The 20,600-nt window shown below is 65.8% G+C and carries 19 protein-coding genes and 1 riboswitch; of the genes, 7 read left to right on the top strand and 12 right to left on the bottom strand.

What is annotated here, in order from left to right; translation table 11 throughout:
* Positions 1 to 52 precede the first annotated feature (52 nt).
* Positions 53 to 1,975, bottom strand: coding sequence for a TonB-dependent receptor plug domain-containing protein (locus G404_RS0111215; protein ID WP_245584504.1), 1,923 nt, complete (start codon positions 1,973 to 1,975; stop codon positions 53 to 55).
* A 187-nt stretch (positions 1,976 to 2,162) separates the two neighbouring features.
* Positions 2,163 to 2,358, bottom strand: a riboswitch (cobalamin riboswitch).
* 11 nt (positions 2,359 to 2,369) lie between these two features.
* Entirely contained in the window at positions 2,370 to 3,632 is a 1,263-nt protein-coding gene (locus tag G404_RS0111220) for a VOC family protein (protein ID WP_028641160.1), read from the bottom strand.
* A 111-nt stretch (positions 3,633 to 3,743) separates the two neighbouring features.
* Between G404_RS0111220 and G404_RS0111230 the strand changes: the two genes are divergently transcribed.
* On the top strand, positions 3,744 to 4,682 hold the full coding sequence (locus G404_RS0111230) for a LysR substrate-binding domain-containing protein (protein WP_245584505.1): 939 nt from the start codon (positions 3,744 to 3,746) through the stop codon (positions 4,680 to 4,682).
* A 12-nt stretch (positions 4,683 to 4,694) separates the two neighbouring features.
* Here the strand turns inward: G404_RS0111230 and G404_RS0111235 are convergent, their stop codons facing one another.
* Together G404_RS0111235 and G404_RS18875 are read right to left on the bottom strand one after the other, a co-directional pair.
* Positions 4,695 to 5,261 (bottom strand): lipid-binding SYLF domain-containing protein, encoded by a 567-nt coding sequence (locus G404_RS0111235; protein WP_028641162.1) that lies wholly within the window; start codon positions 5,259 to 5,261, stop codon positions 4,695 to 4,697.
* Positions 5,262 to 5,748: 487 nt separating this feature from the next.
* On the bottom strand, positions 5,749 to 6,453 hold the full coding sequence (locus tag G404_RS18875; RefSeq protein WP_036521158.1) for a hypothetical protein: 705 nt from the start codon (positions 6,451 to 6,453) through the stop codon (positions 5,749 to 5,751).
* Between the two features lie 227 nt (positions 6,454 to 6,680).
* Between G404_RS18875 and bioB the strand changes: the two genes are divergently transcribed.
* From bioB to G404_RS0111260, 4 genes are read left to right on the top strand one after another with little or no spacing between them, the layout of a single operon-like run.
* The gene (gene bioB, locus G404_RS0111245; protein WP_028641163.1) at positions 6,681 to 7,709 is read left to right on the top strand and encodes a biotin synthase BioB; all 1,029 of its coding nucleotides are present in this window, start codon (positions 6,681 to 6,683) and stop codon (positions 7,707 to 7,709) included.
* A 4-nt stretch (positions 7,710 to 7,713) separates the two neighbouring features.
* Entirely contained in the window at positions 7,714 to 8,850 is a 1,137-nt protein-coding gene (locus tag G404_RS0111250; RefSeq protein WP_036521161.1) for an 8-amino-7-oxononanoate synthase, read from the top strand.
* Complete coding sequence (gene bioD, locus G404_RS0111255; RefSeq protein WP_028641165.1) at positions 8,847 to 9,467, top strand: dethiobiotin synthase; 621 nt, start codon at positions 8,847 to 8,849, stop codon at positions 9,465 to 9,467. Before G404_RS0111250 ends, bioD begins: the two co-directional genes overlap by 4 nt.
* Positions 9,464 to 10,708 carry an adenosylmethionine--8-amino-7-oxononanoate transaminase gene (locus G404_RS0111260; protein ID WP_028641166.1) on the top strand — a complete coding sequence of 415 codons (1,245 nt, stop codon included), beginning with the start codon at positions 9,464 to 9,466 and terminating at the stop codon, positions 10,706 to 10,708. The genes bioD and G404_RS0111260 overlap by 4 nt, the downstream gene beginning before the upstream one ends.
* A gap of 103 nt (positions 10,709 to 10,811) precedes the next feature.
* Here the strand turns inward: G404_RS0111260 and G404_RS18880 are convergent, their stop codons facing one another.
* The 3 genes from G404_RS18880 to G404_RS20370 all read right to left on the bottom strand — a co-directional run bounded on the left by G404_RS18880 (position 10,812) and on the right by G404_RS20370 (position 13,877).
* A complete protein-coding gene (locus tag G404_RS18880) occupies positions 10,812 to 11,885 on the bottom strand; it encodes a glycosyltransferase (RefSeq protein ID WP_051280577.1) in 1,074 nt (357 codons plus the stop codon).
* 167 nt (positions 11,886 to 12,052) lie between these two features.
* The gene (locus G404_RS20750) at positions 12,053 to 13,669 is read right to left on the bottom strand and encodes a hypothetical protein (protein WP_211230773.1); all 1,617 of its coding nucleotides are present in this window, start codon (positions 13,667 to 13,669) and stop codon (positions 12,053 to 12,055) included.
* Positions 13,632 to 13,877 (bottom strand): hypothetical protein, encoded by a 246-nt coding sequence (locus G404_RS20370; RefSeq protein ID WP_156906283.1) that lies wholly within the window; start codon positions 13,875 to 13,877, stop codon positions 13,632 to 13,634. Before G404_RS20370 ends, G404_RS20750 begins: the two co-directional genes overlap by 38 nt.
* 259 nt (positions 13,878 to 14,136) lie before the next feature.
* Between G404_RS20370 and G404_RS0111275 the strand changes: the two genes are divergently transcribed.
* Together G404_RS0111275 and G404_RS0111280 are read left to right on the top strand one after the other, a co-directional pair.
* Positions 14,137 to 15,285, top strand: coding sequence for a hypothetical protein (locus G404_RS0111275; protein ID WP_028641167.1), 1,149 nt, complete (start codon positions 14,137 to 14,139; stop codon positions 15,283 to 15,285).
* 89 nt (positions 15,286 to 15,374) lie between these two features.
* Positions 15,375 to 15,773, top strand: a complete 399-nt coding sequence (locus G404_RS0111280) for a metallopeptidase family protein (protein WP_051280579.1) — start codon at positions 15,375 to 15,377, stop codon at positions 15,771 to 15,773.
* A gap of 119 nt (positions 15,774 to 15,892) precedes the next feature.
* On the opposite strand, the gene G404_RS0111285 is transcribed toward G404_RS0111280, so the two are convergent.
* From G404_RS0111285 to G404_RS0111310, 5 genes are all read right to left on the bottom strand, one after another.
* The gene (locus G404_RS0111285; protein ID WP_028641169.1) at positions 15,893 to 16,750 is read right to left on the bottom strand and encodes an alpha/beta hydrolase; all 858 of its coding nucleotides are present in this window, start codon (positions 16,748 to 16,750) and stop codon (positions 15,893 to 15,895) included.
* Positions 16,751 to 16,783: 33 nt separating this feature from the next.
* Positions 16,784 to 17,071: a hypothetical protein gene (locus tag G404_RS0111290; RefSeq protein WP_028641170.1), complete on the bottom strand. Its 288-nt coding sequence runs from the start codon at positions 17,069 to 17,071 to the stop codon at positions 16,784 to 16,786.
* Between the two features lie 25 nt (positions 17,072 to 17,096).
* Entirely contained in the window at positions 17,097 to 17,759 is a 663-nt protein-coding gene (locus G404_RS0111295) for a peptidylprolyl isomerase (RefSeq protein WP_028641171.1), read from the bottom strand.
* A 306-nt stretch (positions 17,760 to 18,065) separates the two neighbouring features.
* Positions 18,066 to 18,959, bottom strand: coding sequence for a glycosyltransferase family 2 protein (locus G404_RS0111305; RefSeq protein ID WP_028641172.1), 894 nt, complete (start codon positions 18,957 to 18,959; stop codon positions 18,066 to 18,068).
* Complete coding sequence (locus G404_RS0111310; RefSeq protein WP_156906284.1) at positions 18,956 to 20,482, bottom strand: oligosaccharide flippase family protein; 1,527 nt, start codon at positions 20,480 to 20,482, stop codon at positions 18,956 to 18,958. The genes G404_RS0111305 and G404_RS0111310 overlap by 4 nt, the downstream gene beginning before the upstream one ends.
* Between the last annotated feature and the right edge of the window lie 118 nt (positions 20,483 to 20,600).

Here is a 20,600-nt window from a genome sequence, read left to right on the forward strand (position 1 = left end):
CACGACAAGGTTTGCCAGCCCTGCGCAAGAATGCAAGGGACACGCAGGCGAGTCAGAAATGCCCGCGCACCCCGACATAGGCGGTCCGTCCGGGCGCGTTGTATCCGGAAGCGGTCTGGTACTGTTTGTCGCCGATGTTTTCGATCCGGCCGAACACCACGATCCCCTGCGGCCCTTTCCATTCGACCCGCGCATCGACCAGCGCATAGCCCGGCAGCACCAGCGCGCTGGCGGCATTGTCGAACGAAGCCCCCGCCCAGCGCAGCGCCACCCCGGGGGTGATCCCCGCCGGCAGATCATAGCCCAGCGCGGCATTGAACAGATGGCGCGGCACACGCGGCAATTGCACGCCGTAGGTTGGCGCACCGGGCGTACGATCCTCGTTGACCACGATCGCGTAGTTGGCATCGGCAGACAGGTGGCCTGCGCGCGCCTTGCCGGTCAGTTCCAGCCCGCGCCCCTGCGCTGCTGCAACATTGGCGTAATAGCCAAAACCATTGAGCAGGCAGGCAGGTGGTGCCGACGGCGTGACCGGATAGGGACAATAGGCAAAGCCGATCAGACTGGTGGTGTGACGTTCCCACCAGACCACGCCAAGCTGCACCGCGTGGCCAAACAGGCTGCGGTCTACCCCCGCTTCCCAACCGCGCGCGCGTTCGGGTTGCAGCGTTGCCGATCCGTAATCGCTGTAAAGCTGATAAAGCGAGGGCGCCTTGAACCCCTGGTCGTAGCTGGCGCGCAGCAGGGTCGTGCCATGATCGGGGGTATAGACCGCGCCTGCGCTGACCACGGTGTTGCCGCCGAATTGCGAATGGTGATCATGGCGCACCCCGCCGTTGACGGTCAGGCCCTGCACAGGCGACACGCGCGCCTCGGCATAGACGCTGTTGGTCAGGGCAACCTCGGGGAACAGTTCGTAGGGCTGGATCGCATCATAGGGGCTGCCCACCCGCATGTGCTGTTCCTCGCGCTCGGCGCCGAACACCAGATCGATACCCCGGGCAGCGCTCAGCACGCCCTGGTATTCAAAACGCACAGTGCGTCCATGGCCGACAAAGCTCAGCGGCGGGGTTTCCAGCGGATACAGATCCTCGTTGTCGGTCTGGTCCTGCTGCACCGACAGGCGGTTCTTGAACCGCCCGTCGATCAGCGCAAAGTTCAGCCCGGCATAGGCCGACCACTGCTTGTTCAGCGCATAATCGCCTGCGTAGATGCCGCTGGGCAGGCTGAAGGTGTCGGAAAAGCTGGTGCGCGCGCTGTTCCAGTATCCGCGCAGATCAAGCGACACAGCGGGCGCAAGGTGAAAGGTTACCGTGCCGCTGGCAGCCTGCCGGGTATAGCCGTTGGGCTGCGTGCCCCCGATCAGGGTGGGGATGCCCTGCGTCGCAAACGCCGTGCCCGAAATACGCCAATCGGCCAGCGACGATGCCCCGCCAAGCCCGCCATGCGCATCGACCGTCTGGTTTGACCCGGCTTCGACCGACAGATCCGCCTGCAACGGCCGGGTCGGAACGACCGTGGTGACATTGACGATACCGCCCAGCGCGTCCGATCCCCACAGGATCGATTGCGGTCCGCGCAGCACTTCGACCCGCGCGATATCATCGGTGAACAGATGCGTGAAATCAAAGCCGCCGGCGGTGGTGGTGGGGTCGGTCATGCGCATCCCGTCGATCACCATGACGGTTTCGGCAGGGTCCGCCCCGCGGATGCGCAGCGTGGTAACCTGGCCATAGCCCCCATTGCGCACCATGCTGATCGACGGGGTGCGATCAAGCACATCGCTGAGTGCCAGCGACTGCGCGGATTCAAGCGCCTGGCTGTCGATCACGGTCACGCTCGACGACACTTGCGTCGCGTCGACCGGGGTGCGCAGCGCGGTTATGACGATGGCGCCATCATCGGCAGCGGTTGCGGCATCGCAGTCTGCCGGCACAAGACACAGTGCCAGCGCAGTCATGGTGGTGCGGATCATCATTCATCCCCGTTGCACAGTCAGACACAGCCGCGCCGGGCATGACAGGCGAAAGGATGATACGACCACGCGCACAGCCCCCCGCGAAGGCATGCCCCGCGAAGCCCGCCCCGCGAACACTGTCCGCGCAGCTTCGACCGTCGCTCATCAGGGAAACCCCGTTCGCACCGAACACCCCTGTCGGTACGAGGAACGACTGCGGCAGGCAGGTCTCCTGGCTTGCGGGTCAATGCTGGTCCGACCGCCTTCTCAGAGCCGCAAAGGCCCCAATGGCGTAGATGGCCGGATGGCTCGCCGCTTACAGTTGCAGGGGCAGTCCGGGATTTTCACCCGCGTTCCCTTTTGATCCCCGGTCAGGGGGAACCTGTCGCAGTTACGTAATTATCGCGCAAAATCAGCCTTGGCAAGCAGGCTCCGGCGCGAACGCGGCCTGTGCCTCGCATGCCGCGTAAAGATCGAACGGATCGATCACCGCGCGGCCCAGCGCCGCCTCGAAAGCCGCCTGCGAAGAAGCCTCGTCGTAGACCTGGCGCGCCTCGCCCGCCAGGTTCGACTGAAAGATCCCGGCCGCACTGACGGGCAGGAAATCCTCGTAACGGATCGGTTCGATCGTGATCGTGCCATCGGCGCCAATGTGGCGCCGCGCATGGATCAGCCTCTGGTCGACCAATGTGGCCAGATCGTCGGGAAACGCAGCAAAGGCCTGCGCCAGGCGCACGGCATAAGGCACCGCGCGATCGCCGTCGAGCGCGCGCGCCAGCAGCGCATCGTACAACGCGCGGCCCTTGCGCGTCAGCGCCGCGCCGCGCTGTTCGATTTCGCCAAACCGCGCGGTGTGACGACCGATCGTATTCCCGGTCTGGTCGGTAAAGCGCACAGCTTCGGTCAGCGCGCGAAAACTGGTCTGGCGCAGCAGGATCGGTACAGCGCGCGCCGGCGGCCCTTCGACCGTGTCCTTGGCGTCAAAGCCGTGCGCGGGCATCGCCGCCTGCACCGCATCGATCTGCACCGTACGCGGGGTCAGATGGTTGATATGCGGCCCCTTGAAGGCGACGATATCGGCCACCAGCCGGTGCGCCCCCGACAGCCGTCGATACGTCGTGCTGTCGACCGTGGCATCGTGATGCCAGCGAAATGTTTCCAGCAGTGCCGCGACAAAGGCATCGGCCTGCTGGCTGTCGAGCCCGCCCTGCGCCTCGGCCTGCGCGATCAGGTCGATCGCTGCGGGGCGGAAAATCTGTCGCCGCGCCAGGATCGCCGCCGCCTCGGCGCGCAACGCCGCGTCCGCGATCAGGTCCAGCCGCAGCAGCGAGCAGAACACGCGGAACGGATTGGCCGCCAGCGCCGCCTCGGTCACCGGGCGGAACGCGGTGGAATGCACCGGCACCCCGGCCATCGCCAGATCGTAATAGCCGACCGGTTCCATCCCCAGCACTGCAAAGGCGCGCGCCATCATCGCCAGTTCCTGCGCGGTCCCGACGCGGATCGCGCCATGGCGTTCGGGTTCGCCTGCGCTGTCATGGCCATGCGCGGCATTGATCGTGTCGACCAGTGCGATGAGATCGGCATATAGCGGCACTTCGGCGCGGTACATCGCCGACAGTGCGGCGCAGAAACGGCCGCGAATGTCGTCTGTGGTGACCAGATTGCGTGCCATTGCCGTGATCCTTTGCCTTGCGCCCATCCGCCTGCATTTGCCGATTGACCGACCGCAGGCGCCATCATACCAGAATTGGCATGATTATGCCCCGCAAATGCGCGATTTCAAGTGATCGATCGGTCTGACTTCATTCCGCCATGGAATGACCTGTCGCCGATACGGCGGCATCTGCCCCCCATCGGCACGTTGCAGGCATTCGAAGCGGCAGCGCGGCTGGGCAGCTTTACCCTGGCCGCGCGCGACCTGAACCTGACGCAAAGCGCGGTCAGCCGCCAGATCCGCACGCTGGAGGACACCGTTGGCCAGGCGCTGTTCTTTCGCGAGCGCCAGACCGTGCGCGTAACTCCGGTGGGTGCGGCCTATGCCGAACAGGTGCGCCAGGCGCTGACGATACTGTCGGCGGCGACGCTAGGCTGCCGGATCAATCCTTTGGGCGGGGTGCTGCATCTGGCGGTGCTGCCCACATTCGGCACGCGCTGGCTGGCGCCGCGCCTGGCCCGGTTCAGCGAGGCGCATCCCGGCATCACGCTGACGCTGACCACGCGCATGGCACCGTTCGATTTTGCGATCGACAATGTCGATCTGGCGATCCATTTCGGCCGCCCGCATTGGCCCGGCGGCGAATTGGTTCCGCTGATGCCCGAGGCGGTGCTGCCGGTTTGCAGCCCCGGCTTGCGCACGCGCCACGGCATTGCCACCGCGCACGATCTGGTTCGCGCCCCGCTGATCAAGCTGGCGTCGCGCGATCAGGCGTGGCCTCGCTGGTTTGCCCGCCACGGGATCGATGCCGCACCGGGCGCAACCATGCTGATCGACCAGTTTGCCACGGCCGCGCAACTGGCCATCGCCGGCGCAGGCGTGGCGCTGATGCCGACGTTCCTGATTGCCGATGAACTGGCGCAGGGCCAGCTGGTGACAGCCTTCGACGCCGCACCGACGCACAGCGAAGAAGCCTATCACCTGGTCTGGCCCAGCGGACGGCGCGATTATCCGCCGCTGGTCGCGTTCCGCGAATGGATCTGTGCAGAGGCGCGCCAGGCACCCTGACGCCCGCATGCCTCAATGCGGATGGATGACCGAGATCTTGGTGCCCTGCAGCGTCAGGTCAGCCATCAGGCCGGATTCGTTGAACGGCATCGCGTAGACATCCTTGACGATCGTCGTGGAATTGGCCTCTGCGCCGATACCCTTGTTGATGACCGCAATGCTTGGGCCGGTGCCCGCGGCAAAGCCACCGCTTTTGTGCAAATAACGCAACGCCGAATTGTTCATGAAAAACAGCGCATAGCTGAATTTTTCGGCGCCTGCCTGAAACCCGAACGTACCACCCGACAGATTGTAAAAGCCCTCTGCCCGGCCATTGACGAACAGCACGCCGTTGCCGCTTTCCCCGCCAACCAGCAGCCCCGCCTTGAAGATCGACGGAAACACCAGCACGGCCACCGCATGATTTGCGTAAAACCGCGAACGCGGCTCGCGCGCTTCAAGCTGGTGCAGCGCGTGGCGGCCCTGCGCTGCGATTTCGGCGGCCGAGCGGGCCTGTGCGGCAGGCGCGCTGATCGTGGCAATCGTCGCCAGCGTTGTGGCAAGCGTGACACGGGCAAATGACATGGTGGCAGATGACATGGGGGGGCGTCCTTCTTGAACAAGATATGGTTCGCGCCAATGGGCCTGCATCACCGTTGCTGAACAGCCTCGGAATATACCCCCGATCGGCCTGCCCGGCCATGTCGCGCGATCGCAACGCCAACAAGCCGACGGCTGCGATGCAACCGCCGGCTTGTCTGGCAATGCCGACAGAATTCAGGACGAGGGACATCCGAACTGTCACGTTCGGCACAATTGCTCGGGGGGCGTGAGCAAAGTACGACCGGCGGCATTGCATGAAGTGATACGCCCGTTCGCGGACGCCGAAAACCATCGGAAAATACCCGGAAACGGCAAATATCCGCATGACCGACCATCACGCCGCACGATCGCCCGCCCAATGAGGCCGGGTTTGCCGTATTGGCGCAAGGGTGGCGCAGCGCAGCCGATGCGACCGCAAATCCGCAGTGCGCGGGCAGAACGCGCACGGTATCGCAGCCCGCCATCCCCCCGCGACAGGCCCTGGTCAGGCCGCCTGCAGCAGCGCGTGGCCCGCCGCCACCGCCTCGGCATCGGACGTCTTGGAGATGTCGATCGTATCGGTGGCGACGATATGGCCGGCAAGCAGGGGAAAGTGCCGCTGCACATAGTCGACCAGATAGGCGCCCGCGCTTGCCCGTCCTTTGCCATCGCTCAGCACGACAATCCGCGCCGCATCGGTCAGGTCGGCGGCGATCCGCTGGTAATAGCCGTCGTCTTCGCGGGCATGGCCGCCGTCGTGATCGTCATTGCCCTGTTTGTGGTCCACCCGGCGGCGCGATCCGTCATCATCATTGGGGTGGATCACAAACGGCACCACACGGTCCCCGCCCGGCGCATAGAGCCGTGCCTGGTGATGATCGATCAGCACGATCCACGCATCGGACACATCGGACGAAGCAGCCCCCGCAGCCGCAGCCACCGCACCTGTGGGCGCCAGCCCTGCCTTGGTCAGAAATCCGCGCAAATGGCGCAATTCATCGTCGACCACATCGTGGCCGTGCGGCCGCACCACGATCATCGATTCGGCGCCGATCGTCACGGTATGGCCGCCGCTGTGGCGGTCGGTCATGGTGCCCAGCGTTTCAAGCAGCGAGATCACGTCGTGCCATTCGATGTTGTGCGGGGCCGGATGCGTGAAAATGGCCGCCAGTGTCTTGCGATGGTGCCCATTGAGGTGCGAACCGGTCATATCTGTCCTTCGGGTTTGGCGCGGGGGCCATTATCCCCAGCGCGGTTCCTGCAAACGGTATCGACGCTGCCGGCGCACGGCAGCATCGGAATCTACGCAAGCCGCATCGCACAAGCATTGCACAAAAACCGGTTTGCACAGCGGGCCGGGATGCTAAGGGCAGTACGACAGGCCATTGGCGCAAAAGCCAATTGCCGGCACGATCACTTTCACAAAGGACACTTCGCATGTTTGCAGACGCCGCCCCCGCGCCCGTTCGCAACGACTGGACCCGCGCCGAAATCGCCGCCTTGTTCGACCTGCCGTTTACCGAACTGGTGTTCCAGGCCGCCGGCGTCCACCGCGCACACCACCGCGCGGGCGAAGTGCAATTGTGCACGCTGCTGTCGATCAAGACCGGCGGCTGTCCCGAAGATTGCGGATACTGTTCGCAATCGGTCAAGGCCGACAGCGGGGTCGAGGCGACCAAGCTGATGGAGGTGCAGGCGGTGCTGCAATCGGCCGCACAAGCGCGCGACGCCGGGTCAAAACGGTTCTGCATGGGCGCGGCCTGGCGCAACCCCAAGGATCGCGACATGCCCGCGATCATCGCCATGGTGCAGGGCGTGCGCGCAATGGGGCTGGAAACCTGCATGACGCTGGGCATGCTGACCGATGCCCAGGCCGCGCAGCTGGCCGAAGCCGGGCTCGATTACTACAACCACAACATCGACACCTCGCCCGAACGCTATGCACAGGTGATCACCACGCGCACGTTTGGCGAACGGATCGACACGCTCGATCGCGTGCGCGCAGCGGGGATCAATGTCTGTTCGGGCGGGATTGTCGGCATGGGCGAAACCCGTGCCGATCGCGTGGGCTTTGTCCATGCGCTGGCCACGCTCGACCATCACCCCGAATCGGTGCCGGTGAACGCGCTGGTGCCGATCAGGGGCACGGTGCTGGGCGACATGCTGGCCGACACCCCGCTGGCCAAAATCGACGATATCGAATTCGTGCGCACGGTTGCGGTGGCGCGGATCACCATGCCGCTGTCGATGGTGCGGCTGTCGGCAGGCCGCGAATCGATGAGCGAGGCAACGCAAAGCCTGTGTTTCCTGGCCGGGGCCAATTCGATCTTTACCGGCGACAAGCTGCTGACAGCGGCCAATGCCGGCGATGATGCCGATGCCGCGATGTTTGCGCGCCTGGGTCTGAAGCCGATGGAGGCGCAAGAGCCCTTGCGTGCCGCGAAAGCTGCGCCTTGCGCGGCCTGACGCGATGGTTGCGACGCACCCGCTGTGGCAGGCGCATCACGATGATCTGACCGCGCTTGCCGCGCGCGGCCGCATCCGCGCACTGTTGCCAAGGCGCGGCCGCGACTTTGCCAGCAACGATTACCTTGCGCTGTCGGGTGCCGGGCGGCTGCGCGAAGCGATCGGCGCGGCACTGGCGCGCGGCGTGCCCGCCGGATCGGGCGGATCGCGGCTGCTGCGCGGCAACGACCCCGAGCACGAGGCGCTGGAGGCAGAGGCCGCCGCATGGGCGGGCAGCGAAACCGCGCTGTTCGTGTCATCGGGCTATGCCGCCAATGTCGCTCTGCTGGCCACGCTGCCGCAGACCGGCGACGTGATCGTGCATGACGACCTGATCCACGCCTCGATGCACGAAGGGCTGCGCCTGTCGCGCGCCGCGGCGCTGCCGGTGCCGCACAACGACGCCGACACCTTTGCCGCGACATGCGCGCAATGGCGCGCGGCGGGGCACACCGGGCGCATCTGGCTGGCGTTCGAAACGCTCTATTCGATGGATGGCGACTGCGCGCCGCTAAGCGATCTGGCGGCGATTGCCGAACGTTATGACGCGGTGATGCTGATCGACGAGGCGCATGCCACCGGCGTATTCGGCCACGACGGCCGTGGGCTGGCTCATGGCCTGGACGGACGCGCGGATACCGTGGTGCTGCGCACCTGTGGCAAGGCGCTGGGGGTGGAGGGCGCGCTGGTCTGCGGGCCCGCGGTGATGCGCGATTTTCTGGTCAACCGTGCGCGCCCGTTCATCTTTTCCACTGCGCCCTCGCCGCTGATGGCCGCCGCGGTGCGCGAAGCGATCCGCATCTGCGTGGACGAACCGCAACGCCGCGCCGCGCTGGCCGCGTTGTCGGCACACGCCGCGCGCCTGCTGACCCCGCTGGGCGCGCGTGACACCGGCACGCAGATCCTGCCGCTGATCCTGGGCGATGACGCGCGCTGCATGCGCGTGGCGGGCGCGGTACAGGCGGCGGGGTTCGACGTGCGCGGCATCCGCCCGCCCACCGTCGCACCCGGCACCGCACGGCTGCGCGTGTCGATCACGCTGAACACGACCCCCGCCGATCTGGACGCCTTGGCCACCACTTTGCAGGACAGTCTGACATGACCGCATTCGTCGTTACCGGCACCGACACCGGCATTGGCAAGACGGTGTTTGCCGCCGCGCTGACCGGGGCGTTGGCCGCGCATTACTGGAAACCGGTGCAATCGGGCCTGGACGACGGGGCCGATGCCGATGCGGTGGCCGCGTTGTCGGGCGTGCCGCGCGCGCAGATCGTGCCCGAGGCCTATCGTCTGACCCACCCGCTGTCGCCGCACCGCGCGGCCGAGCTTGACGGGCTGGTGATCGATCCCGCGCGGCTGGCGCTGCCCGCGCCGCGCCCGCTGGTGGTCGAAGGCGCCGGCGGCGTGCTGGTGCCCGTCACGCGCAGCACGACCTATGCCGATGTGTTCGCCTGGTGGAACCTGCCGGTGATCGTGGTCGCGCGCACCGCGCTTGGCACGATCAACCACAGCCTGCTGACGTTTGAAGCGCTGCGCGCACGCGGCGTTACCATCCACGGCGTGGCATTTGTCGGCGATGCCAACCCCGACAACGAGGCAACGATTGCCGACATGGGCCGGGTGCGCCGGCTGGGCCGCCTGCCCCTGCTGCCCGTGCTGAACCGCGACACGCTGGCCGCCGCGTTTGCCGCCGCGTTCGATCCGGCACAATTTGCATGAGCGCGATCTGGCACCCGTTTACCCAGCATGGCCTGGACGAGCCGATCCCGCTGGTGGCGCGCGCCGAGGGCGCGGCGCTGATCACCGCCGACGGCGCCCGCGTGATCGACGGCATCTCCAGCTGGTGGGTCACCACCCACGGCCACAACCACCCGCGGATCATGGCCGCGATCCGCGATCAGACCGAACGGCTGGACCAGGTGATCTTTGCCGGCTGGACGCACCAGCCCGCCGAAACCGTGGCCGCCGGCCTGCGCGCGCTGATGCCCGCAGAGCTGACCCGCGTGTTCTTTTCCGACAGCGGATCGACCGCGGTCGAAGTCGCGCTGAAAATGGCGCTGGGCTTTCATGCGCACACCGGCACGGGGCGTAGCGGCCTGGTCGTGATGGAACACAGCTATCACGGCGATACCATCGGCACGATGTCGGTGGGCGAACGTGGCGTGTTCAACGCCGCCTATGCGCCGCTGCTGTTCGATGTCGGCACGATCCCGTTCCCGGTGGGCGATGGCGACAACACGCTGACCGCGCTGCGCCGACTGTGCCGCGAAACGCGCCCCGCCGCGCTGATCGTCGAACCGCTGGTGCTGGGCGCGGGCGGCATGCGGTTCTATCCGGCGGACGTGCTGCGCCAGATGGCCGCGATCTGCCGCACGCACGATGTGCTGTTCATCGCCGATGAAGTGATGACCGGCTGGGGCCGCACCGGCACGCTGCTGGCCTGCGAACAGGCCGGCGTCGTGCCCGATATCCTGTGCCTGGCCAAGGGCCTGACCGGCGGATCGATGCCGCTGGCCGTAACCATGGCGACCGAGCCGATCTACGCCGCGCACTTGTCCACCGACCGCGCCAGAATGTTCTTCCACTCGTCCAGCTTCACCGCCAACCCGCTGGCCTGCGCCGCAGCCGCCGCCAACATCGCGATCTGGCAGGACGAACCGGTGCGCGAACGGATCGCGGCGCTGGCCGCACGGCAAAGCGCGATGATCGGGCGGCTGGCCATGCTGCCCGGCGTGGCCAATGCGCGCACCTGCGGCACAGTCGCGGCGATCGACGTGGCGGCGGCTGACGGAGGGTATTTGTCCGATCTGGGGCCGCGCCTGCTGGCGCATTTCCGGCAGGCCGATGTGCTGCTGCGGCCCTTGGGCAACACGATCTATGTGCTGCCGCCCTATTGCCTGGATGACGACGACCACGCGCGGATCGAGGCGGTGATCGGGGAGGCGGTGTTAACGCTCTAGCCCGGCGAGCGTTGGTCTTTTGAAAGAACGTTCATCGCATCAGCGGAACTCGTCACCCTGATGCCAGCTTTTGACGCCAACGCCTGTGACGGGTCTGCTGCTGTCAATTGCCAGGCGAATTGTAGAATTGCAGGTTTTTGGCGGCCAGGTCCCGGACATGCTGCGGAACCGTGTGATCCGTCGTCAAGCCTGCGCAGACTTCATGACCCTTGAGCCGCTGCTGGCGATCGATCGCATAATAGGCGGCAATCGAAAACTCCTCGCGGATGCCCCAGTCATAGACCCAGCTTTCGACAAACAATGCGTCGTCTACGGGAAAGGTCAGGCGCATTGCCTCGATGCAGAACAGCAGCGCCACCGCATTGTTGCCGTCTTCGCGATAATGGCGGGCCAGATCGTACAATGGTTCGGCGCGCCATGGCCGTTCGCCAAAGGCCTTCAGTGCCGTTATCACAAAGCCGCCGATATCGCCCGTCTGGCGCAGGCATCGCGCGTGTTGCAGACGGGCCTGCCAGGCCTCTTCGGCCCACCCACCCATCATTGCCCGTCTTGAATAGGCTTGTGCCGCATCTTCGACCCGCCCCCCATCCCGGTACGATTGCGCCAGATAAAACCACGCGCGATGATCGGTCGGGTTGTTGGTCACTTCGGCCTCGAGCAAGCGGGCATCGCGCTCAAATTTGTCGACCCGATTCGAACCGCAAGCATGGTCGATATAGCGGATGTCCGCCATGCGCCCCGGTTGTTCGGGCAAGTCGAGAAATTCGTGCGTGACGCCTTTGTACCAGGCTTGCACATTGCGCCGAACAATACGCGTGTTCCAGTAGGCAAAGCGATCGGCGGTCGTTTGGAGGACCGAATAACCGGGCGCATTCAGCCTGTTGCGAAAGTCGCAATGTTCGACAACCAGTTCCATGTCGGCATCGTGCAACAGCAAAAAATCGAAATCGAGATCGCTGTGATAGGCGGCCTTGAGAGCCTCATTGCGCGCTTGTTCAAAATTCACGAAAGGACACGCGATCAGTCGGCCGGGAATATTGCGTTCGGCGAAAAATCGGGTGACCAAAGCCTGCGTGCCGTCAACCGAGCCCGTGTCGCAGATCACCCAACTGTCGATATGCTGCCAGGTCGACAGCAGGCATCGTTCGAGATTGGCGATTTCGTTGCGAACGATCATGTTGAGGCATAGTTTGGACATGCACGCGCGCCATTTGACAATGCTGGGAAGGCCCGCGGCCCGCCACATGGGCCAGACCGGTGCCCGCTCTGGATGCTGACCGGGCCCAACCGCCTGCGAAAGGGCGATTGGGCCTGGGCCGATTTTGCGTCGGGCTTAGCTTGCGATCAAAACGGGAAGCCCGGAGGGCCCTCCGGACCCGTAGGGCCGGTCGGACCCGTGTCGCCGGTCGGACCCGTGTCGCCGGTCGGACCTGTCGCGCCCGTCGCCCCGGTGTCGCCGGTCGGACCTGTCGCGCCCGTCGCCCCGGTGGCGCCGGTCGGACCTGCCACACCCGTCGCCCCGGTGGCGCCGGTCGCGCCAGTCGCGCCAGTAGCACCTGTCGCACCTGTCGCACCAGTGGGACCAATCAGACCCCCCACACCCGTCGCGCCAGTGGCGCCGGTCGGACCTGCCACACCCGTCGCCCCGGTGGCGCCAGTCGCGCCAGTAGCACCTGTCGCACCAGTGGGACCAATCAGACCCCCCACACCCGTCGCGCCAGTGGCGCCGGTCGGACCTGCCACACCCGTCGCCCCGGTGGCGCCAGTCGCGCCAGTCGCGCCAGTAGCACCTGTCGCACCCGTCGCACCAGTCGCGCCAGTAGCACCCGTCGCACCTGTCGCGCCGCTAGCACCCGTCGCACCCCTGGCACCCGTGGCGCCAGTCGCGCCAGTAGCACCTGTCGCACCTGTCGCACCCGTGGCGCCAGCCGGACCCGTAGCACCGGTCGGGCCAACCAGCCCGGTCAGCGGTCGGCGCAGGCGCTCTGCGGCCAATGCAGTCTGGTCAAGTTCAAGGTAGCTTGGGCGGAAGTCTTCGCGTTGGCGACGGATCAACGACTTGTCACCGCGCCCAAAATGGATCCGCGCGCCGAACATGACCGACTTGGCATGTTCATTGGCATAAAGACCATCGGCAAACAGCGACACGCCAACGCCGCTGTTGATCGGCAACAGGTATTCAAACCCGGCGGCGGCATAGTGATCGCCATTGGTGTAACGCTGGCCAATCGACAACCTCAGGTTGTCAGTCGCGTAGTAGGCAAGGTCCAGTGCGTCGGACGCGCGGCTCTTGATATCGCCGCCTTCCCAGCCCGCCATGCCTTCAAAGGTCAGCCTGCCAACAAAGACTTCGCCGGTGATCCCGGCGCGCGCAAGCGCCAGCGAGCCGGCCGCGCCGCCCACACCGGCACCGTTGAAGGCCGCCGCGAACGAGTAGCTGCCATAAAGGCCAAAGCCGCCCTTGTCGGGATTGCGGCGGAACACTTGTGCGGCAATGCCGCCTTCCAGACTGTGCGCGCCATAACCGCTGGCCACGTCGACCTGAAGCCCGGTGCGTTGCCCAAGCGGCGTTGCGACCAACCCGTTGAGGCTGGCACCCCCGCTGTTATCGGCCAGCACGCCGCCGCTGACGCCAATCCGGCCATTAAAGCCCGACACGGCGGGAAGCTGCACGTTTGCAGCAGCGCGCGCCTCGGGTGTGGCGGGAATACCGGCCATCGTTTTGGCCCATGCCGCAGAATCAGCGAATTGCGGCTTGGGCTCGGCCACCTTCGTCGCCAGTTGCGCAACCACCTGGTCGGCTTTCTGTGTCGCTGCGGCCGTTGCCGCTTTGTCGGTCTTTACGGTCAGATCAAGTTGCGCGATCTGTGCGGCAAGCACTGCTTTGTCCTGCAACAACGCATCGACCTTGCCTTTGAGCGTCTCATTGGATTGCGCCAATTTCTCCAGGTTTGCCTGCATGGCATTCATTTTTGCCAGAATCGACTTGATGGTATCTTTTCGCGCCATCGCCGGAGACGATTGCATCACAAACACAACAGCCGACACCGTCACCAACTAGCGCGCAGACTTTGACCGGAGACTCATAAACTGGAAATCCTTGGATCAGGAAAAAGACATATTTTTTGTAAAGTCGGCGTGCATTCTCCGATTTGGCGTTATCAGTCAAGACTGGCCGATGGTTAACGCCGCAAAATTCGAGCCACCTGGGTCAGTGGAGATAAGCGCATTATTATCAGATATTTGTCTCGGCGGCATGAATGGGGGGCACCGCATGGTTGGTAATCGTTCGAGATGGTCGATCAGGGCATCGCCCGATTGCCATGCCACTTCGGACGTGAAATCACGCCGTTTCGCTGCGAAGGCGTGATACGATCGCAGGCACACCGCGAAGAACGCGAGTCCGTTAACGCCGAGGGGATATGGTCATGGTCATTCCGCCGAACGATGGCCTCCAAGGTTTAAGCCCCATCGCCGAACGGCCGCTGTTCGGGATCATGCCCAATGCGCCGCACCAGGCGGCGGGTGTATTGGCCGGCGCGACGTACAACCTGGCCTTTGTCGAATTCGATGATCAGGGGCGGTGTTATGACCGCGCGCAGATGCAGGCGGTGGCGCAGCGGCTCGATGCTATGCGCGATGCGCGCCAGGATGCCATCGTGCTGGTGTTTGCGCATGGGTGGAAACATGACGCGCGCACCGATGATGACAATCTGTCGTCGTTCCGGATCGTGCTGGCGCAGACCGCCGCGTTTGAGCGCGACCATGCCGCGCAAGCAGGCGCCGCGGCGCGGCCGGTGCTGGGGGTGTTTGTCGGGTGGCGCGGGTTGACCGCGTTCGGGCCCACCGATCTGATCGCCGATGCAACGTTTCTGGGGCGGCAAGAGGCGGGGCATCGGGTGTCCACCGGATCGGCGCGCGAACTGTTCGGGCGGCTGCGGCATTATCGCAATGCGCGGATTGCCCGGCGGGGCGCGCCGCTGCTGATTGTATCAGGCCACAGCTTTGGCGGGATGATCGTCTATTCCGCGCTGGCGCAGTCGTTGATCGAGGCGGCGTCGGACCAGGATCTGGTAATGGATTCGCGCTTTGCCGATCTGGTGCTGCTGATCAATCCCGCGATCGAGGGCGCGCGCTATCTGCCGATCTATGACCTGGTTTACCAATCCGCATTTGTGCAGGCGTCCACGCCGCAACTGCCGCTGTTTGTCTGTGTGCAGGCCGACAACGATCGGGCGGTGGGCTGGGCGTTTCCGCTGGGCAATGCGGCAAACGGGGTGGAAGAGGCGGCGATCGGCGATCTGGAACAGCGCTGCATCACCCACGGGCTGGGCTTTATCGATGAATTCCGCACGCATCGGCTTGACGCCGCATCGCCCGACGCCGCCGCCGTGCTCGATCCGCCCGGGCTGAAGCAGCCCAGCCCGTTCTGGGTGGTGCGCGCCAATCCCGGCGTGATCGACGGGCACAGCGGCATCTGGCAGCCGTCGTTCAAGGAATTCCTGGCCTCGGTGGTGTTCAGCCAGGTGGTGTTGACGCGCAACCGCGCGCCAACCACGCAAGCTGCGCCCGTTTGACAAGCCTTGCCCGCGCCTTGTTCAAGCGGGGGCGCCGGGTATCGCGCGCGCGGCTTTCAATTTGCGCGCGGCGCACCATATCCGAAGGCATGAGCAACCATCTGATCCACACCCACGACACCCCGGCGATCGAACACCTGGCGCGCCAGGCTGTCGCCGAACTGCCGCAGGAATTTCGCGATCATCTGGGCGATGTGGTGTTTCGCGTGCAGGATTTTGCCGGCACCGAAATGCTGCACGCGGTGGGACTGACCGACCCCTGGGGCCTGCTCGGCCTGTATCACGGGCGGCCGTTCGGTCAGCGGTCGATCTGGTCCAGCGGTGATATGCCGAGCATTATTTCGCTGTTTCGCCGACCGTTGCTGGCCGAATGCCAGCGGCGCGGGGTGACTCTGGGTGCGATGATCACGCATGTCGTGGTGCACGAGGTGGGCCATCATTTCGGCCTGTCCGACGATGACATGCACGCCATCGAGGACGAAGCCTGAGTTTGGGCGTAATTCCGCGCATCCATCAATGCTGAACAGCGCCGCCGGGCCATTTGCAGCGCATCCGTGGCGCCGCGGAATTGGTCCACGCGACCCAAGTTTTTGCATCGTGTATTGCTCTAGGGCGCCAGGCAGGTACGGGCAAAGGCGGCGGTGGCGTCAAGGATTTCGGCATGGCTGCGCAATGGTGCTGCAAATGCGGTGATCAGCCCGGCGTGCCCGACGCGGGGATACGTCAGCCGTTCCACCCGCACGCCATTGGCCCGAAGCGCGCGGGCAAGCGCATCGCTGTTGCGCGGCCGGACCACCGTATCGCGGTCTCCGGTGGCGAGCAGCGCGGGGGGTGAACCCGCACCGGCATAGGCGATGGGCTGGGTCGAGGCCTGATCGGCCACGCCCGCGAACGTCTCCTCCACCGTCTTGTCGACAAACGGCGCAAAGTCATATGGCCCGGCCAGCCCGACAAATCCCCGCACCAGCGCACGATCGGCACCCAGCCAACGCGGGTCCATCGCCACCATCGCCGCGTTATAGGCCCCGGCGGAATGCCCGACCAGCACCACCCGCCCAGGTTGCCCGCCATAGTCGCCGGCATGTTGCGCGATCCAGCGCACGGCGGCGGCATTGTCCTGCAGAAACGCGGGATAATGCACCTGCGGCACCAGTCGGTAATCGGGAATGGCGACCAGAAACCCCTTGGCCGCAAGCGCCCGGCCCACAAATTCATAGCCCTGCCGGTCGCCCGAGTTCCATGATCCGCCATAAAGGAACACGATCACCGGCAGCGAAGTGGCAGAACGTTGCGCGGGCCGGTACAGATCCATCGTTTGACGCGGCCCAGTGCCATAGGCCACATTGGCAATGCGCTGAACCCCGGGATCCTTTGGCATCAGCGCGTTGAACGTGTGCAGCGGTGAACAGGCGCACAGCCCCACCACCACCAGCATTTGCACCAAGGCACGCCACATCTGTTTCATCACAATCCCAGGATTCAGGTTGATCCACGCGGGTTATACGCGCGTGGCGCGGATCAGGATGCTTTTTTGCGCATGGTTTTGATCTGGCCGCGATCCCGCGCGCATCAATCCCAGCCGTTGCCACAGACCGGGCATTTCGGAATCGATCACCGCCAGCGGGTTGCCATCGGCATAACGCCTGGCGCTGCGATAGCGCATGATCTGGTGATAGCGATTGTCCTGCATCGCAGGAAAGCGCCAACCGCCCGGCGCGCCAGATCGATCCGGGCCAGCGGCGGCGGCGCGGCCCGGGCCATCGCCGGCCAGGTCAGCGCAGCGCATCCAGGGGCGATCATGTCCCGCCGCATCATGACACGGGCACCCGCCGCGCGGTCAGCAGCCTGACCGGTTCGGCCAGCATCTGGCCGCGCATCGCCCCTTCGCCGGCAGTGGGCGAGACGGGGCTGTCGAAAATCTTGCGCACCACATCCATGCCCGACACGACCTGGCCGAACACGGCATAGCCCGCCTGCAAATTGGGATCGGTCGCCTTGGGATCGGCATCAAGTTCGGGGATATTGCCGACCATGATCGTAAACATGGCGTCGGCGGTGCCCGGCGCATTGCGCGCCATCGACAGCGCCCCGGCACGATGGGTCAGCCCGGTCAGGGTCGTGGGCTCGTGCGCGATCGGGGGGAACAGGTGGTGCACTTCGCGCTGTCCGCCCTGGATCAGGCCATTGGGCTGATCGCCCCAGGCCACTTTCATCGCGCGGTAGAACGTGGTGCCGTCAAACCGACGGGCATCGACATAGCGCAGGAAATTGGCCGCGGTGATCGGCGCGTGTTTGCCGTCCAGGTCGACCACGATCGTGCCCTGTGTGGTCACCAGCGCCACGCGCACCGTATCCGCCATTGCAATTGGCACGGGCACGGGCACGGGCCGATGCGCAGAGCGCGCCGGCGCGGCCAATGCCGGAAGGGCAAGCAACACACACACCAGGGCCAGGGCGAATCGGCGGATCATCATGGCCCGATCGTGCCGCAGGCAGGGGCATGCTGCCAAGGGGCATGCGACAATGCCCTCGTGCAAATACCTAGGTGCGACTTGAGGCGAAACTAACCCAACATCGTCACAACGGGTTTCAGACAGGCGGCCAATCCCCCCCCGCACTTTCGGCCCCTGTCCCCGCCCTGATCTGAACTCCTGCGTTTTGCGAATTCCAGACGACCGCCGCGTCCCCCTCTCCCTGCCTGCGGTCGAACAATCCCTGGAACCACCCCCTGCCCATGCGCAGGGGTATCGGGGGCGGAGCAATCCGCCCCCGCTTTTTTTCTACAGGTCCTCGATCCGTTCGGGCGTCAGGCGCCCGCGCGCCACGTCGGCCAGGCCCAGCCAATTGCCGCGCACACGCCCGATGCGATCGATCCAGGGTTCAGGCCACAGGCTGCGCGCGTGGTTGCTGACCAGGTTGCGCACCATCAACCGGCAGGCCTTCGCCGTGGGCATCGTGCCCTTGCGCCACAGATAGAGCGGATTGTGCACCTGGCTATAGCCCAGCCGCACGCCCGAAGTACGCCCCGCCTTGATGCCCAGATGCACTCCGGCAAAGGCATCGGTTTTCACGGTGCGGCCCCGCCGGGCGACTTGCACGGCAAAGTCGACATCCTCTTGCCAGCCGTACAGTTTCAGGCGTTCGTCAAACCGCAAGCCGGTGATCGCCGACAGGCGATAGGCCATGTTGCAGCCATAGAGATCGGGCACATCGTGCAGCGCGTGGAAGGGCGGCGCGTGCCCGCGATCGTGCGCGGCGACGATCGTTTGGGCGCGCGCGTGGGGGATCCCCGGCGTCTTGATCCCGTCGGCCAGCACCAGCCCGGTGGCCCCGGCAACCGCCGGATGGTCGGCAAACAGCCGCGCGATCCCGGCAATGGCGCGGCGCGACGGCACGAAATCGTCGTCGAAGAACACGACCACGTCGCAATCCCGGCCCAGATGATCGAGCCCGGCATTGCGCTGCGCGGGCAACCCGCGCTGTGCCAGCACGACTTCAGCGCCCGATCGTGCATGCAGCGGGGGCAGGTCGCGCTCGTCCGGCACCGCCAGCACGATCCGTGCCGGCGCCTGTGTCTGCCGGCGCAGATCCTGCATGACATGCGCGATGCAGTCGGCGCGCCCGGCCGAGGCGATGATCACCGCGATCCGCATTGGCGCAGCCGGACCAGTCATCGGACAGTCTTTCTGAAAAAGATCAGCGGCGATCGGAACGGCTGCGCCGCGGTGATCGCGCGGCGCAGCGCCAGTTGCAGCGCGGCATAGGCCGCGATCAGCGCCAGCGCATCGCGCGCCAGCACGGCCAGGGCCAGCACCCCGCCCGCCGCCGTGTGGACCGGCAGGATCCAGGCCAGCGCCGCACAGCCCAGCCCGGACAGCGCCGCCAGCACAAACGGACGCATGACCAGCCCTGGCGCCAGGCCGCCCTCGTCCACCAGATAGGCCAGCATCGGCCCCAGCATCAGCAGTGCTGCCACCATATCGGCCAGCGCGACCATGGTCAGGCCAAACGGCAGCGCGATCATGAAGCAGGCCAAACCCGCGCCGGCCGTCAGCAGCGCCAGGTGCCGGGTCAACCAGGCCTTGCCCAGCAGGGGAAACAACGGTTCGGCCAGGGCCTGCGGCAGCCGGGCCACGGTGCCCAGCGCCAGCAATGCCACCAGCACCGCCGCGTCGCCCCACCTGGCCCCCAGCAACAGGCGCACCACGCTGTCCGATTCGAGCGCCAGCACGACCAGCAGACCCGACCCCACCGTGATCGCCAGATCGAGAAAGCGGTGCGCCGCCGCCTGCAGCCCAAGACCCGCCGTCGCCGCGTGATCGGGATCGTGCGCGGTGCGCAGCCACGACCAGCCGACCATGCGCGCCGGTTCACGGATCACCTCTTGCGCCATGCCGGCCAGACGCATGGCCGCGCGATACAACCCGACCAGCGCGGGCGGAAACGCCGCGCCGATCACCAGCGTGGTCATGTTGCCCTGCCAATAGGTCAGCACGCGGGCCGAGGTGATGTGCAGCGAAAAACGTGCCATGTGCCGCATGGCATCGCGCCGGGGCAGCGCCAGCCCCAGCCGCCGTGCAGCGATGGTATAGCCGGCCAGTTCCACCCCGAGCAGCGCCAGTTTGGCCCAGGCCAGCGCCGCCAGCCCTGCTCCCCGGTGCAACAACGCAACCCCGGTGATCAGCCCGGCCAGCTCGCACGCGGTTTGCACCACGGCGATGTGGCTCAGCCGGGCAGCGCGGGTCAGTACCCCCATCTGCACACAGACCAGCGGGCGCGCCACGATCCACGGCAACAACAGCCCGCCCACCATGATCAGCGCCGGATTGATCGCCAGCAAGCGCCCCGCGGCGAGCAGGCCCAGCCCGGCCAGCACGATCACCGCGCCGGTGATCAGCGCCGCGCCGCCCGCCTCGTCAATCTGGCGCGGATCGCGCGCGCACAGCACCCATTCGCGCCAGCCCGCCTCGGCCAGGACAGTCAGCCCGACGATGATCGTATAGGCCAGGCTGAACACCCCGAAATCGGCCGTGGACAGCACGCGCGCGGTATAAAGAAACAGGCCGAACTGCATCGCCTGCGCCGCAATCCGCGCAAACGCCAGGCCGCCCGCACCCATGGCGCGCGCACGGTGATGCGGCGCATGATCGGGGGACGGGGCGGCAACCGCTGCGGGATCGATGGTATCGGATGTCACGCCGTTCACACACCGCAACGGGGCCGTGGCGGCAATCGGGGAAGGCGCGATATTGAACCCAACCCGACATCGCGCACCGCACCGCCGGGGTGTAATGCATCGGTCGCAGCCCGGCGCG

Source organism: Novosphingobium acidiphilum DSM 19966 (assembly GCF_000429005.1).
Lineage (GTDB): Bacteria > Pseudomonadota > Alphaproteobacteria > Sphingomonadales > Sphingomonadaceae > Novosphingobium > Novosphingobium acidiphilum.